The sequence below is a fragment of the Microbacterium sp. TNHR37B genome (assembly GCF_001620065.1).
Taxonomy (GTDB): Bacteria; Actinomycetota; Actinomycetes; order Actinomycetales; family Microbacteriaceae; genus Microbacterium.
The window spans coordinates 1,097,510-1,111,703 of the sequence record NZ_LQGV01000003.1 but is presented as its reverse complement, the minus strand read 5'-3'; the positions used below and the strand labels follow the sequence as shown (position 1 = coordinate 1,111,703).

The following is a 14,194-nucleotide window of genomic DNA, read 5'->3' as shown; positions in this document are numbered from 1 at the left end:
CACTCCTCGTTGCGGATTCGGTCGCGAAGTCGGCCTGTTCCCGAGCAGTCGCGGACGCTCGGAGGGGTTCGGGTGCGCTTCTGTTATCGCACCCGAACAGAATCGGGCCGTAAAATCCCTGTTTCTAGAGTGTTTCGGACGGCCAGAAGCGCTGTCGGCGGCGGGATCAGGGGGTCAGGATGGAGCACGTGGCGCGTGGAACCCGATCACTCGACGACGCCCTGATCGGTCTGCTGCGCACCGACGGGAGGGCGTCGATCAGCTCGCTCGCACGCCGTCTGGGGGTGCCGCGACCCGTCGTCCGCGAGCGCCTGCGACGGCTGGTGACCGAGGGTCACGTGACCGTCACCGCGGTCGCCGATCCCGCCGTTCTCGGGCTCCAGACCCTCTGTCACCTCGCCGTGCACATCGACCGCTCACCGCGGGAGGTCGCGCACGCTCTCACCGCCTTGGCGGACACGTCGCTCGTGACGATCACGAGCGGTCCGCACGACCTGGTCGTCGAGGTACGTTCGCGCGGTCAGAGCGAGATGTTCGACGCCATCGCCCGCATCCGGGCGATCCCCGGCATCACCCACGTGACGACGCTTCTGTACGTCGACGTGCACAAGAGTCCGTACTCGTCGCTCGACAGCCGGCCTCAGCGCACCGTGCTCGATGGTCTCGACCAGCGGATCATCGGCATCCTGCAGGCCGATGGGCGGGCGTCGTTCACCGCGATCGGCCAGGAGCTGGGGATCAGCGAGTCCACTGCGCGCACCCGCGTCCGCCGTCTCGTCGCCGATCACGTGATCCGCATCACCGCCGTCCCCAAGCGCAACACCGTGACCCAGAGCCTCGCGCTCGGCATGGGGATCAACGTCAGCGGCGACACCGCCCCCCTCATCGCCGATCTGATCCGACGCTCCGAGGTGGAGTTCCTCGCCACGAGCATCGGCGCGTTCGATCTGCTCGTGACCCTGTCGGGCGACTCCCTCGAGGCGCTCCGGCGCGTGACCGACGACATCCGCAGCGCCGAGTCGGTGACCCGGATGGAGTCGTGGATCCACCTCTCGATCATCAAGGAGTCGTACTCGCCGCCCGATGCTCTGGGTGTCGCGCCCGCGACCTCCCGCGACACCGGCACTGCTTAGCAGCCTGGCCTCGGGTCACCCCTCCAGGGCCATCGCGTCGCGGATGCGCCGGTCGAGCTCATCGAGTTCGGCGAGGACCTCGAGGGCCGCCCAGACCCGGTCCTTCTTGCGACCGGTGATCTCCACCAGGAGGCCGGCGTCCACCCACTGGTCGACGACGCGATACGGCTGACTGGTGCTGGTCGCTGCGGTGGCGGCGGCGATCTCCTGTGCCGACATGACCGGGTGGTTGTAGAACGCGTCGATCAGCACGTCGGCGACGCTGCCCGCTCGGGGCTTCAGCTCGGCCCGCCACTCGTCCGGCATCGCCCTGAGCCGAGCGATGGTGGCGCGCGAGGCCACCGCGGCCACGCGTGCCGACTGGGCGAACAAGAGGATCAGCGGGCTCGGATCCCCCCGCCGATACGAGCCGAGGGCGGCGAAGTAGTCGTCGCGCCGGCAGAGCAGTCCGCCAGCGAGCGGCACGACCGCGTTCTTGGTGACACCACGACGCCGCAGCACGGCGGACACGAGAGCGCGGCCGATGCGACCGTTGCCGTCGGTGAAGGCATGGATGGACTCGAACTGAGCGTGAGCGATCGCCGCCTGGACGATTGCGGGGACGTCGTCCCGGTTGAGGTACACGACGAGGTCGTCCATGAGCGCCGCCACGCGCTCGGGCGTGGGGGGAATGTGAAGTGCACCGCGAGGCGAGTAGTCGCTGCCCCCGATCCAGTTCTGCATGTCTCGAAATCGGCCGGCATAGGCGGCCTCGACTGGGTCGTCCATCATCAGCGCCCGGTGCGCGTCCGTGAGGAACGTCACGTCGAACCTGCCTGCCTCGCCGACTGTGGTGATCAGCTCGTGGAGCGCACGGGAAGCGGCCACCATGCTCGTTGCCGAGGGGTTGCCGCGGTTCCCCGCGATCGCCTTGGCGTAATCGGCGGCGGATGCGGTGATGCGCTCGATCTTCGACGAGGCGACCGACTCACTGCGCACCATGAAGCGGCTGAGCGCGGCGGAATGCCCCTCGGCTTCGGTGTCCGTCTGTGCGACGGCGAGGAGAGCCTGCTCGGAAGCGCTCATCTCCTCGATCGACGGCCTGTAGTCGAGATCCGCGATGAAAGGGGGAATGGTCGCGTCAACGCTGTTCGTCATCCGGTCCTCGCGGGTGCCGCCGCGCATCTGCTGCCGCCAGGGCAGCGTCTCCACTCCGTGCGACGGCCACGGGGCGCTCGCGTTCCTCATGGATGCGAGTTTAGTGCCCCAAATTCGCATCTGAGGGTGCCTGATGCGAATGTGACCGGCGAGGTTCGCGTTCACACCGACGAACGCCCGGCCTGCGCGAGGGCGGACCGGGCGTTCGTCGTGAAGGAGAGTTAGTTCAGCGTGAACGTGTACGTCCGGGAGTTGCCCGCGACGTCGAACACGACGAGCGTGTTCTCTCCCTTCACCGCACCGAACGTCGGCGGCGTGAGGAAGTTCACGTCCGACCACACGTTGTCGGTCAGGTCCTTCGTCTTGCCGTTGAGCACGACCTTGTCGATCTTGCCCGCGTCGTGGAGCTTGAACGAGATCAGATCGTAGGTCTCACCGGTTTTCACGGTGAACGAGGCGCCGTCCTTGATCGTCGCGGTCGGCGGCGTCGTGTCGATCGTCACGTCGAACGTGCCGGTCTTCGCGACGTTCCCCGCGAGGTCCGACGCGTTGTACCGGATCGTGTAGGCGCCGTCGGGCAGGGTCACGGTGGCCGCGTGGGTGGCCGCGCGCTTTCCCTCCGCCGCCGTCTGCGTGCTCTTGACCAGCGTGCCGTCCTTGTAGATGTTGGCCACGACCCGCTGCAGACCGCGATCGTCCGTCGCCTCCACCCGCAGATCCAGCGTGCGGAACGGACCGTTCGTCGTCGGCGTCACCAGCGTGGCGACGGGCTTGACGGTGTCGGGGTCCAACCGCTCGGTGACCAGCGCACCGACCAGCGGAGCCAACTGGAACGCGTCGATGTTCGGCGCATCCCCGGTGGGGTTGCCCACGACCAGCGCGCCGTCGTCGGTGGTGAGGTCGAGCGGGACGTTCTGCCACCAGAAGTTGAAGTAGCTGTAGTTGTACCGGAAGTACCCCGTCGCGCTGTGGTCACCCCCGACCTCGGTGATGGTCGCCCGCCGGCTGATGCCGTCGGTGTTGTAGGGGTGGGTGGTGTTCCGGGAGGCATTGCCGAAGTGGACCAGGAAGTTGTACTGGCCCGCCTCGGTGTCGGCCGGCCGCGGGATGGTGAGCGTGCGGCCGGCGGTGAGCCACCCGACGTACTGTCCCTGAACATTCGACCCGTAGGTCGCTCCCGGCGTCTCGACGGTCGTGCCGGCAGAACGCGTCACCGACGGGTCCTCGGCCTGGATGGTGACGACGCGCGCGTCGGCCTCGACGTTGCGCACCAGCGTCACGCCCCGCACCTTCACGCCCTCGCCCGCCACCGTCAGCTCCTGGATCCCGCGGGCCACGTGCACGGTGGCCGTGGTCTGCCAGCGCCCGGAGGCATCGGCACCGATTCCGCTCAGCTCGCGATCGTTCAGCTCGACCCCGAGGTCGACCGCCTCGGTCGTCTCGTACTCGACGGTGAGGTCGTAGTAGCCGTCCTCGGCGGCACCCAGGTAGAACGCCGCCTGGCCGTCCGCACCGAGGGTCACGTGTCCGCCGAAGGATCCCGCACCCCACGACACCGTCGCGTCGCCGGAGAGGCGGGCGAGGTTCGCCGGATATGTGGACTTCTCCGCCGTAGTGGCCTCGGTGAGGTCGAAGCGGTCGAGGGCGATGTTGCTGCCGGGAAGGGCGGTCGTGCCGTCCTGGCTCGCGCGGAGCGAGAGGGCGTGCGTGCCGGCGGTCAGGGTGACGGGCACCTCGACCCGCCCCTTGTACGTGACGCTGAGCGTCGAGGTGTACTGCACGAGGTCCTCGAACGCACCGTCGACAAAGAGCGCGTGACGGCCCGACTTCATGTTGGTGCCGTCGGGGCGATCGTTCGTGCCGTACTGGATGCCCAGCAGGTACGTCCCGTCACGGGGAACATCGACCGTCCACGTCGCCGACGCGCCGGCGTTGGAGAACCCGCGCACGTCCTTGAAGCCCGACGTCGCTTGCGCGTTGGTGGCGAGGCTCGTGACCGACGCGCCGCCGGCGAGGGTGGTCGCCTCGGCCTCGACGCGGGTCTGCCAGGCCGCGTCCACCACGGGGGCGGACTCGACGGCCGGAGTGATGATCACGCGGTAGGCGTCCATCGGGTCTCCGTTGGGGACCGTGATGGTGCCGCCGCCGGAGCCGTCGAGGGCGACGCGCGTGGAGAGGATGACCGGCGGCTGCCCCGCGAAGCCTTCCTGCCCCGTGAACTGCGTGCGCTGCACCTGCACGTCGACCTGGTTTCCGAACGTCGCGGCGTCGAGCCCGGTGAAGGAGAGCTCGGCGTCGATCTCGCCGCCGCCGAACAGCACGGTCGCCGTCTTGGGATGAGCGCGAGGTAGAGGATCGCCACCTTCGGATTGAGGAGGTTTGTGAGTAGCCCCATCCGGAACAGCTTGCCGAACGAGTCGCGCGGGAGCTCGCTCGTCTCGAACAGCGACTTCCCGCCCGGGCGGAGCGTCTGGTACGCGAGCCAGAGCAGGTAGGCGGCGCCGGCGACTTTCAGAGCGATGAACAGCCACGGGACGACGAGGAACACCGCCGCCAGGCCGAGGTTCGCCATGACCATGTAGACGACGAAACCGACCGCGGTCCCGGAGAGCGACATCATGCCGGCCCGCCAACCCTGGCTGATGCTGCGGGAGACGAGGTACATCATGTTCGGGCCCGGGGTGAGAGCGAGCCCGAGTTCGAAGAGCGCGATACCGAGAGCGGCGGAGAGCGAGATCATGCGCGCTTCTTTCTGCAGACGGATCGGGCGAGCATCCCGTTCGATGTCAGACGCACTCAGTCTCCCACCCCGCCGCCTCGATGTGCGCGCGGGCCGTGGTGAAGGTGCGCCTCCGTCTTTGACCGCGGCTACTAGGATCACCAGGCATGCGTCAGGAAGATGGAACTCGAGGTGCCCTGACCATCGGCGAGCTGGCGGCTCGCACCGGCGCCAGCGTTCGATCGTTGCGCTACTACGAGCAGCATGGTCTCCTCCGCCCCGACCGTACAGAGGGCGGGTGGCGTTTCTATTCGGCGAACGATGTGCAGATCGTCGCCCAGATACAGGAACTCCTCCGCGCGGGCTTCTGCAGCACCGTTATTCGTGGGCTACTGCTCCCGCTCGAGTGCCCCGCGGAGAATGGGGGGCTACTTCGGGAAGCTTTCGCCGCGGCACGGGTGCGTCTGGAGAGCGAGCGCGACGCCATCGACGCCGAGCTCAAGGTTCTCGCAGCGCTGGAAGACCGTGTGCGAGTTGCAACTGACACGCATGTCAGGAGCGAGGATCGGGAGCATGACCGATGCACGCGCCCACGCACCGAAACAACTCCGTTTGATCATCGAGACCGACGACTTCGATAGCGCCGTCCGGTTTTTCCGCGACACGCTGGGCATGCCTGAGCAAATCGCGTTCGCGACTGAGGGCGATGACCGTGTGGCGATCCTGCATGCCGGTATCGCCACGATCGAGCTCGCTACGCCAACACACGCGGTCAACATCGATCGCGTCGAGGGCGCCCCGCACGTTCCGGGCGCGCTGCGGATCGCGCTCGAAGTGGCGAGCACCGAGGATGCGGTGACCGCCGCGCGCGAGAGCGGCTCCGAACTCATCGCTCCGCCCGTCGAGACGCCGTTCCGATCGATCAACGCTCGCGTCCAAGGCCCCGCCGGCTGGCAGGTGACCTTCTTCCAAGAGCTCGAGACGATCGACCAACGAGCAGCGCGAAACGGATTCACAACCGACGACAAGCGGAAGCGATCGCATAACGGTTGACTACCAGACGCGGGATCCGCCGAACTCCGTAGACGCTCGCGCGGCCGATGCAGACTGATTGTGAGCGGATCGATCCACTTCTCATGAGCCTGACCTCTTGTAAGTTCCACGAACAGATGTCCAAATCGGCCCGCTCCGACGGGGCAAATGTCCCAAAATCACCGCGTCGATTCCGGTGAGACATGTCCCAAACGTTTGAGTTGCGGCGTTCCGTAACCGCTCGAACTGATCCTTTACGGCGTCGAGGGCAGTTCGATGCTCAGTCGTAGGTCATCGACGCCCGGTCGGCTCGTGAAGGCCTCAGAGGATCGAGCTACTTCGGTGAAGCCGAGGGATCGGTAAAGGCGCAGCCCTGGCTCGTTGGTCGAACGAACTTTGAGCCACACGCGACTACCGCCCCCGTGTGCGGCCTTCGCTAGGGCAGCCTGGACGAGGCTGCGACCTACCCCTGTCGATCGAGAAGACGGCGAAACCCCCAGGCCGGCGATGTACCAGTCGCCGTGCTCACTCGACGTTTCTAGGACTCGGACGTAGCCAACTGGCCGACCATCGCTCGTCGCCACGATCACGTCTTCCGCTTGTGCATGGGTGGGCGGCCCGAAGAATGGACGGTCCTGTGCCCAGAGGTCGCCGGGGTCGTTGGATTCAGCCCAGCACTCGAACGAGATCTCAGCGAGTGCTCGATCATCCTCCGGCACGGCCTGTCGGAGTGTGGTCATCCACCAAGAGTAGGAGGCGCCTCGCCGAAGGCGAAGACGACCGGCTTCCGGACGTCTCGGGCGGGTGTCGGCGCCGACGCGCTGCCGCGTGACCTCGACCCGCAGCAGGGGGCTCGCCTGTGGAAGCACCTCCTGGGGATGGGCAAGGATGAGCGCGCTCAGCGAGTCGCGGCCACCTTGCAGCGATCTTCGGTGCTTTCGCCCAATCGACCCGAGCAGCGAGCGCCTTCACGAGATTCTTCGCCTTCTCGGATGGATGCTCCACTCTCGCGAGCTCGTCCTGCACGGCCGTCAACACTTCGCCGATGAGAGTCTCCTTTGCCCCCACCGTCGGGTCATCGCCGGACAAGTTCAGGGGAAAATTGACATCTTCAGCGGGAATTTACGCGTCTGTAGGTTCCCGCTCGAGATGGCGAGGAATGCCGCGATTCCACGGTAGTTGGCTGGGGTTTCGGGTTCAGGATTCCGCGAGTAGTGGCGGATTCTTACAAGAGCTCATGGCCGTCGCGGCGATCGGCTACACACCATGCAGCGTGTCCGAACCGGCAGCGACGCGCTCTCCCCGGCCGCAGCAGCGCCCCCCGACGTGAACGGGAATACTCTCGTCAATCGGGGAGCTCCGGCAGGCGTCATCCTCCGCCGGGCAGATGCTCGAGGTGCCCGATGGCCTCCTCGAGCAGTTCGGAGACGTGGTCGTCGAAGAGCGAGTAGTGGATGTGCCGGCCGTCGCGCGTGCCAAGGACCAGGCTCAGATGCCGCAGCAGCCGCAAATGGTTCGATGTGGTCGTCTGTCCGATGTGCAGCTGTTCGCTGAGGTCGGTCACGGTGCTCGGCTGAACACTCAGCGCGCTCAGAATGCGCAGCCGCACAGGTGACGCCAGTGCCTGCATGATCTCGGCGAGACGCTCAGCATCCGCTACGGACAGGGTGCCTGCTTCCCGACGCGTCTCAGTACCGGCCATGCTCACCATTGTGCCCTCCGATCACGATAATCATTCACAACTACAATATATCATGATCTTGTGATGTATCCTGGTCGCATGACTGCTTCTTCCCCGACGACTACCGCGCCCGCTGCGGAGACGCACGACCATTCCCACGGTTCGGCCCGGTGGGAGCTGTGGTTCGCGATCGCCGCGGGCGTGACCTACGCCGGCGGGATGATCGCCGAGTTCGCGTTGGGGCTGCCGATGGTCGGGTGGCCGTTGGTGTTCTTCCTCGCCACCTACTTCTTCGGTGGGTTCTTCACGTTCCGCACCGCGATCGCCTCGACGATGCGAGGGAAGTTCGAGGTCGACTTCCTCATGCTGGTGGCCGCGATCGGCGCCGCCCTCATCGGCCGGTGGGCGGAAGGGGCGGTGCTGCTGTTCCTGTTCAGCCTCGGCCACGCGCTCGAGGAATACGCCCTCAGCCGTGCCAGCAAGTCCATCGAGTCCCTGGCCGAGCTCGCTCCCCGCAGCGCCCTGGTGCGCCGCGGCGGGGACGAGCCGGTGGAGGTGCCGGTGGAGGAGATCGTCGTCGGGGACATCGTCGTCATCCGCCCGAACTCCCGCATTCCCTCAGACGGGTTCGTGATCTCCGGGGTGTCCGCGGTGGATCAGTCCGCGGTCACCGGGGAGTCGATTCCGGTGGAGAAGGAGCCGGTGGCCGACCCGGAGCGGGCGATGCGCACCGTCGACACCCTGCCCGCCGCCAACCGTGTGTTCGCCGGCACCGTGAACGGGTCCGGCGTGCTCGAGGTCGAGGTCACCGCGACCTCCGCGGACTCGACGCTCAGCAAGGTCGTCGAGCTCGTCCGCTCCGCCGACCAGGCCGCCTCCCCCACACAGCAGTTCATCGACCGGTTCCAGCGTTGGTACGTGCCCGCCGTGATCCTCGGGGTCGCCGTCACCCTCCTGATCTCCTGGCTCGCGTTCGCGCAACCGTTCCCCGACGCGTTCTACCTCGCCATGACCGTGCTCGTCGCCGCCAGCCCCTGCGCGCTCGCGATCGCAACCCCGGCCGCGGTGCTGGCAGGGGTCGCCCGTGCTGCGCGTGCCGGGGTGCTCGTCAAGGGCGGCGCCCCGCTCGAGACGCTCGGGCGGGTCAAGGCGATGGCGTTCGACAAGACCGGCACCCTGACCTGGGGTGCCCCCCGGGTGACGTCCGTCACCCCCGCCGCCGACGTGCCCGAGTCCGAGCTGATCCGCACTCTGGTCGCTGTCGAAGCGCTCAGCGATCACCCGCTGGCCGAGGCGATCGTCCGCGACCTCGAGCCCCGCGTCCCCCAGGCCGAGCGCCTCACCGCGACAGACCTGAACGCGGTCGTCGGGCGTGGCGTCACGGCGACGATCGACGGCGAGCGGGTCGACGTCGGCAACCTGCGCATGTTCGACGAGCAGCAACTCGCGCTGACCGGCACGCTCGCCGACGCGTACACGCAGGCGCGGGACTCCGGGCAGACGCTGATGATCATCCGCCGTGGCGACCGGTTCCTCGGCATCGTCGGCGTGATGGATGCGTCCCGCGCGGAGTCCGCCCAGGTGCTCAGCGCGCTCCGGGGCGCGAACGTGGGGCAGCTCGTGATGATCTCCGGCGACAACCAGCGCGTCGCCGACGCGGTCGGCCGGGAAGTCGGCGTCGACACCGCGATCGGCGAACTGCTCCCCGAGGACAAAGTCGCTCAGATCACCCGCCTCGCCGAAACCCACCGACCGATCGCGATGGTCGGCGACGGCGTCAACGACGCCCCCGCGATGGCCCGCGCCGACGTCGGCATCGCGATGGGCGCCGCCGGCTCCACCGTCGCGTTGGAAACCTGCGACATCGCGCTGATGAGCGACGACCTCGGCCGCGTCCCGTTCGCCGTGCGGCTCAGCCGCGCCACCAGCCGCATCATCCGGCAGAACCTCATCGCCAGCCTCGCGATCGTCGCGTTCCTCATCCTCGCCACCTTCCTCGGCCTGAACATCGGCGCGGTCGTACTCATCCACGAAGGCTCCACCCTGATCGTCGTCGGCAACGCACTCCGCCTGCTCAACTTCGAGCGCGGCAAAGAGCACCACGGCATCGACCACGAAGACAGGCCCACCGCTTGAGAGACTCAGCCGGCGCAGGCGACGGCCTCCCTTGCGCGGCTATGTGGCCCAGCAGGATTGCACGGTGCCGGTCGTTGCCTGCGCGACGGTCGGGATGGTCTCCACGAGTGCTCGTGTGATCTCCTCGGACGCGGGGTACTCGATGACCCGCCAACCGACGATGCCGAAGTCCTCATCCAATGCCTGCACCGCGCATGCGAACGACGTCCCAGCGGGTGGCGTGGCTTGGAAGGATACGGTCACGGTGCGCGCATCGACCAGCTCGTATCCGGTCTCGTCGAATCCGACGTCGTCGAGCGAGTTCGAGACAGTCAGCCACGAAAGCCCGGCGACAGACAGGATTGCCGCCGTCGCGACGGTGACCCAGAACACGCGGCGGCGGATGGGCCGCGGTCCCCGACCGTAGCGGTCGGCGAGCTCCTCTTTCGTCGTCACGTAGTGCGCCCTATCTGCGGCTGCGAGCATCGCGGTCGGCGAGCTCGGTGAGGCGTGCGTTGTAGGCCTCGAGCTCGGCTTCGCCGGTGCGGTCGGCGTGCCGGTCTCGCCGCTTGGTCTCGCGGTCGTCGCTGCGACTCCACTGAATCGCGACCGTGATCGCGAGGATCAGGGTGGGGATCTCACCGATCGACCACGCGATACCGCCGCCGGTGTACTGATCCTCGAGCGGTGTGACACCCCAGGTGCGACCCATCGACCCGAACCAGTCGGCGACCATCAGCCCCGACTGCATCATGATGGCGATGCCGAAGAACGCGTGCATCGCCATCACACCGATGAGCAGCAGCAGCCTGCCGGCGTAGGGAAGCCGCCACGGCACCGGGTCGATGCCGATCAGGGAGAGCGCGAACAGGTAGCCGGTGATGAGGAAGTGCGCGATCATCCACTGGTGGCCGAGGTGGTCGTACAGCGACCAGCGGAACAGGTCGGTGTAATAGAACACCCACAGTGAGCCGATGAACAGGGCGGCCGCGACGAACGGGTTCGTCAGGATGCGGGCGACGGGCGAATGCACCGCCCACAGGATCCACTCCCGCCCGCCGCGGGTGCCGTCGTCGCGTTTGCGGATCGCCCGGGCGGCGAGGGTCACCGGGGCGCCGGCGACCAGCAGCACCGGGATCGCCATCGTGAGCAGCATGTGCCCCACCATGTGCATGCTGAACAGGTAGTCCTGGTAGACGTTGACGACGCCGCCGGTGACCCAGACCAGCAGCACCATGCCGGCGACCCACATGATCGTGCGATACACAGGCCACGCGTCGCCGCGCCGGCGCAGCCGCCACACCCCGGCGAGATAGAAGAAGATCGCGAACCCGGCGAGCACCGCCCACAACATGTCCACGTTCCACGCGGTGACCCACCGTTCGATCGTGAGCTCCGGGGGCAGCGGGGCACCGGTGAGGCGTTCTGCCGGCGAGGGGATCTCGGGAAGCGGGGCCGGGTTCGGTGGCGGAGTGCGGGCCAGCGCTGCGGCGGCGCCGCTGGCCACACCCATCAGTGCCAGCTCGAACGCGATGAGCATCCAGAAAGGGCGGGATGCCGCGTCGGAGCTGCGCATCCTGCCGATCAGGCGGGTGCGGTACCACGCCCCGAAGAGGCCGAGGCCGACGAGCGCGACGACCTTGATGCCCAAGATCGCGCCATAGGGCGAGAGCAGATCGGACCACTCCTGCAGGCCGATGGCGGCGCGCACCGTGCCGGACACGGCGACGAGCACGAACGCGGCCAGAGCGATGCTCGAGTAGCGGGCGACGAGATCGGGGATGCGGCGACGGTCGAGGGCTGGACGGACGGCGATGAGCAGCAGGAGCCCGCCGAGCCACACCGCGGCGCCGATGATGTGCAGGATGAGCGCCATCATCGCCTCGTGGTGGAAGGCGTCATCGCCGGAGTGCCCCTGCGTGCCCATCGGCACGAGCGAGGCCACCGCCACCAGGGCGACCAGAAGCGTCCCGACCCAGGACCGCACGGCGAATGTCAGGACGGTGAGGGCGGCGCCGGCGACCGTCGTGATCAGCCATGTCCTGCCGACCTCGAGCTCGACGAGGAACCGGCCGAGCTGGGCACCGAACTGGGGGCCTGCGTCGATGGCCGGGTTGAACACGCTGAGAAGCGTGAGGAACCCGGTCGCGCCCGCGGCCACGGTGAACAGGGCTGCAGAGATCGACGCGGTATCGAGGGCGACGTCGAACTCGCGCTCACCGGCCCGCAGCGTGAACAAGGCGGTCACGAGCACACCGACCATGCCCGCGGCGGCGAGATTCACGACCAGTTTCGTGACCGGAAGCCCCCAGCGCACAACAGGGCCGGCGTCGCCGAGTGGGATCTGCGCAGCACCCCCACCGAACCACAACGCCCCGACCAAGGCGATGAGTGCGACCCCGCCGAGGATCGCAGGCCCTGCGACCCGCAAGACGCGAGGAGTCAATCCTGTCGCGGTCGGAGTGACCGCTGTCCGCGTTCAGTGGCATCCGCACCCGTGGTGGCGGGAATCGAGAGTATCGGGGTCATGTGCGTGCTTTCGGCTCGGGCAAGAGGGCGGGGCAGGGGTGCGGGGTCATGTGAGCCCGGAGTAGGAGTGGAGGCCCTGGAAGAACATGTTCACGATCGTGAAGTTGAACAGCACCGCGACGAACCCGATGATGGACAGCCAGGCGGAGCGGGTGCCGCGCCAGCCGCGGGTCGCGCGGGCGTGGATGTAGCCGGCGTAGAGCACCCAGATCACGAACGTCCACACCTCCTTGACATCGAAGCCCCAGTAGCGACCCCAGGAGTCGTTGGCCCAGATCGCGCCGGCGATCAGGGTGAACGTCCAGAACACGAACCCCACGATCGCGAACCGGTACGCGAGGGACTCGAGCACGTCGGCGGCGGGCAGAGTGCGCAGAAACCCAAGACCGTCGGCGCGGGCAGTGTCCGAGGATGCTCGGGTGCGGCGCTCCCGGCGGGCCTGCAGGAGCTGGGTGATGGAGATGCCGCAGGCGATCGCGAACAGGGCGGTGGCCAGGGACGCGACGAAGACGTGGATGACCAGCCACACGCTCTTGAGCGGATCCATCAGCGGAACGACCTCGACGTAGAACGAGACCGTCGCGCCACCCAGCAGCAGCACCACCATGCCGATCAGGAACGCACCGAGGAAGCGGAGGTCGTAGCGGCGCAGCACCAGCAGGTAGACGGCCACGATCAAGACCGTGCCGGTCAGCGCGAACTCGTACATGTTCGCCCACGGCACCCGCTCCGCGGCGATGCCGCGCAGGATGGTGCCGGCCAGGTGGAACAGGAACGCGAGGACCGTCAGCGACGTCCCGATCCGCGCCCACAGCAGCCGTTGACGCTGCGCGGGCGGCGTGCGAACACTGTCCACCGACCCACTCTGGGCGTTGTCCGTCTGCTGGCCCGCCCGTGCGGTAGCGCCGGCCAGGACCGGCTCCCGCTGCGGGACGCTGGCGGGGACGGAGCGCCCGGCCAGGTCGATGGTGTACGCGATGAACGCGAGCAGGTAGGTGGCGATCGCCGTCCACACCAGCAGCAGTGAGATGCCGTCGAGGGAGAGCGCGTCGGTTCCGGTCATGGCAGGGTCGTCCTCTTCGTCGTTGCGGTCAGGGGGTGCCCGCGAGCGGGGTGGCGCGGTAGATCCGTGCACATCGGTCAGCCCGCGTTCGCTTCCAGCCAGGCCAGCGAGTCCACGGCGGTTCCGTCGAGGTAGACCTCGAAGTGCAGATGGTTCGCGGTGGAGCGTCCCGTGCTGCCGACGAGTCCGACCAGCTGCCCGGCCGTGACGGTCTGCCCGGCGGCGACCTGCCGGCTTCCGGTCTGCATGTGCGGGTACACCGTGCTCACCTGTTGCCCGTTCAGCACGGACTCCACCACCACGGTCACCCCGTATCCGCCGTAGCTGTCCTGCGAGATCCGCACGACGCCGTCGACGGACGCGTAGACGGGGGTTCCGCCGGCAGCGACCATGTCGGTGCCCATATGCGCGCCGCCTCGAGCACCGAAGCGGTCGGTCACGGTGAACGGACCGCCCACCGGCCACCGCACGGCTCCACTGCCTTGGGGCACGATGCTGTAGTCGAAGGGCACCGAGGCGACTTGTGCGGAGGCGCGGGCACGTTCTGCGGCTGCTTCTGCCGCCTTCTTCTGGTCGATCTCCGCCTGGGTGGTGGCCGAGTAGCTCTCCCGTGTGAGCTGCGTCCCAGTCGCGTCGGAGGCGACGATCAAGGATTGCGCGTCCTCGGACGCGACTTGCTGCAGTGTCGGGATCTCGAGGTCCGCCGGCTGCCAGGCGGCATACGCGGGGAGGGCGAAGGTGGCGATCAGGCCGGTGACCACCGTCAGGACCGCCAGGGAGCGCAC

General features: G+C 67.8%; 12 protein-coding genes and 1 pseudogene. 4 read left to right on the top strand and 9 right to left on the bottom strand.

The window, feature by feature from the left end; translation table 11 throughout:
- The first annotated feature begins 188 nt into the window (after positions 1 to 188).
- On the top strand, positions 189 to 1,133 hold the full coding sequence (locus AVP41_RS13155) for an Lrp/AsnC family transcriptional regulator (RefSeq protein WP_197464333.1): 945 nt from the start codon (positions 189 to 191) through the stop codon (positions 1,131 to 1,133).
- Between the two features lie 15 nt (positions 1,134 to 1,148).
- Here AVP41_RS13155 and AVP41_RS13150 read toward each other — a convergent pair whose 3' ends face one another.
- From AVP41_RS13150 to AVP41_RS17140, 3 genes and pseudogenes are all read right to left on the bottom strand, one after another.
- Positions 1,149 to 2,360: a Fic family protein gene (locus AVP41_RS13150; RefSeq protein WP_067165144.1), complete on the bottom strand. Its 1,212-nt coding sequence runs from the start codon at positions 2,358 to 2,360 to the stop codon at positions 1,149 to 1,151.
- Positions 2,361 to 2,491: 131 nt separating this feature from the next.
- The gene (locus AVP41_RS13145) at positions 2,492 to 4,591 is read right to left on the bottom strand and encodes an Ig-like domain-containing protein (protein WP_067165141.1); all 2,100 of its coding nucleotides are present in this window, start codon (positions 4,589 to 4,591) and stop codon (positions 2,492 to 2,494) included.
- Positions 4,592 to 4,617: 26 nt separating this feature from the next.
- Positions 4,618 to 5,010, bottom strand: a pseudogene (locus tag AVP41_RS17140) (LysE family translocator); the annotation flags it as partial.
- 146 nt (positions 5,011 to 5,156) lie between these two features.
- On the opposite strand from AVP41_RS17140, the gene AVP41_RS16450 reads away from it, so the two are divergent.
- Together AVP41_RS16450 and AVP41_RS13140 are read left to right on the top strand one after the other, a co-directional pair.
- Positions 5,157 to 5,630 (top strand): MerR family transcriptional regulator, encoded by a 474-nt coding sequence (locus AVP41_RS16450; RefSeq protein ID WP_231902748.1) that lies wholly within the window; start codon positions 5,157 to 5,159, stop codon positions 5,628 to 5,630.
- Complete coding sequence (locus AVP41_RS13140; RefSeq protein ID WP_067165138.1) at positions 5,563 to 6,042, top strand: VOC family protein; 480 nt, start codon at positions 5,563 to 5,565, stop codon at positions 6,040 to 6,042. The genes AVP41_RS16450 and AVP41_RS13140 overlap by 68 nt, the downstream gene beginning before the upstream one ends.
- A 233-nt stretch (positions 6,043 to 6,275) precedes the next feature.
- Here AVP41_RS13140 and AVP41_RS17135 read toward each other — a convergent pair whose 3' ends face one another.
- Together AVP41_RS17135 and AVP41_RS13135 are read right to left on the bottom strand one after the other, a co-directional pair.
- Positions 6,276 to 6,761: a GNAT family N-acetyltransferase gene (locus AVP41_RS17135; protein WP_082829211.1), complete on the bottom strand. Its 486-nt coding sequence runs from the start codon at positions 6,759 to 6,761 to the stop codon at positions 6,276 to 6,278.
- 629 nt (positions 6,762 to 7,390) lie between these two features.
- Positions 7,391 to 7,723, bottom strand: a complete 333-nt coding sequence (locus AVP41_RS13135) for an ArsR/SmtB family transcription factor (RefSeq protein WP_045246029.1) — start codon at positions 7,721 to 7,723, stop codon at positions 7,391 to 7,393.
- Between the two features lie 78 nt (positions 7,724 to 7,801).
- Between AVP41_RS13135 and AVP41_RS13130 the strand changes: the two genes are divergently transcribed.
- The gene (locus tag AVP41_RS13130) at positions 7,802 to 9,838 is read left to right on the top strand and encodes a heavy metal translocating P-type ATPase (RefSeq protein WP_048809453.1); all 2,037 of its coding nucleotides are present in this window, start codon (positions 7,802 to 7,804) and stop codon (positions 9,836 to 9,838) included.
- A gap of 39 nt (positions 9,839 to 9,877) precedes the next feature.
- On the opposite strand, the gene AVP41_RS13125 is transcribed toward AVP41_RS13130, so the two are convergent.
- From AVP41_RS13125 to AVP41_RS13110, 4 genes are all read right to left on the bottom strand, one after another.
- On the bottom strand, positions 9,878 to 10,273 hold the full coding sequence (locus AVP41_RS13125) for a DUF4307 domain-containing protein (RefSeq protein ID WP_045246023.1): 396 nt from the start codon (positions 10,271 to 10,273) through the stop codon (positions 9,878 to 9,880).
- A gap of 10 nt (positions 10,274 to 10,283) precedes the next feature.
- Positions 10,284 to 12,263, bottom strand: coding sequence for a cytochrome c oxidase assembly protein (locus tag AVP41_RS13120; RefSeq protein WP_045246025.1), 1,980 nt, complete (start codon positions 12,261 to 12,263; stop codon positions 10,284 to 10,286).
- A gap of 129 nt (positions 12,264 to 12,392) precedes the next feature.
- Positions 12,393 to 13,409, bottom strand: coding sequence for a c-type cytochrome biogenesis protein CcsB (gene ccsB, locus AVP41_RS13115; RefSeq protein WP_045246027.1), 1,017 nt, complete (start codon positions 13,407 to 13,409; stop codon positions 12,393 to 12,395).
- A gap of 77 nt (positions 13,410 to 13,486) precedes the next feature.
- Positions 13,487 to 14,194 carry a M23 family metallopeptidase gene (locus AVP41_RS13110; protein WP_048809455.1) on the bottom strand — a complete coding sequence of 236 codons (708 nt, stop codon included), beginning with the start codon at positions 14,192 to 14,194 and terminating at the stop codon, positions 13,487 to 13,489.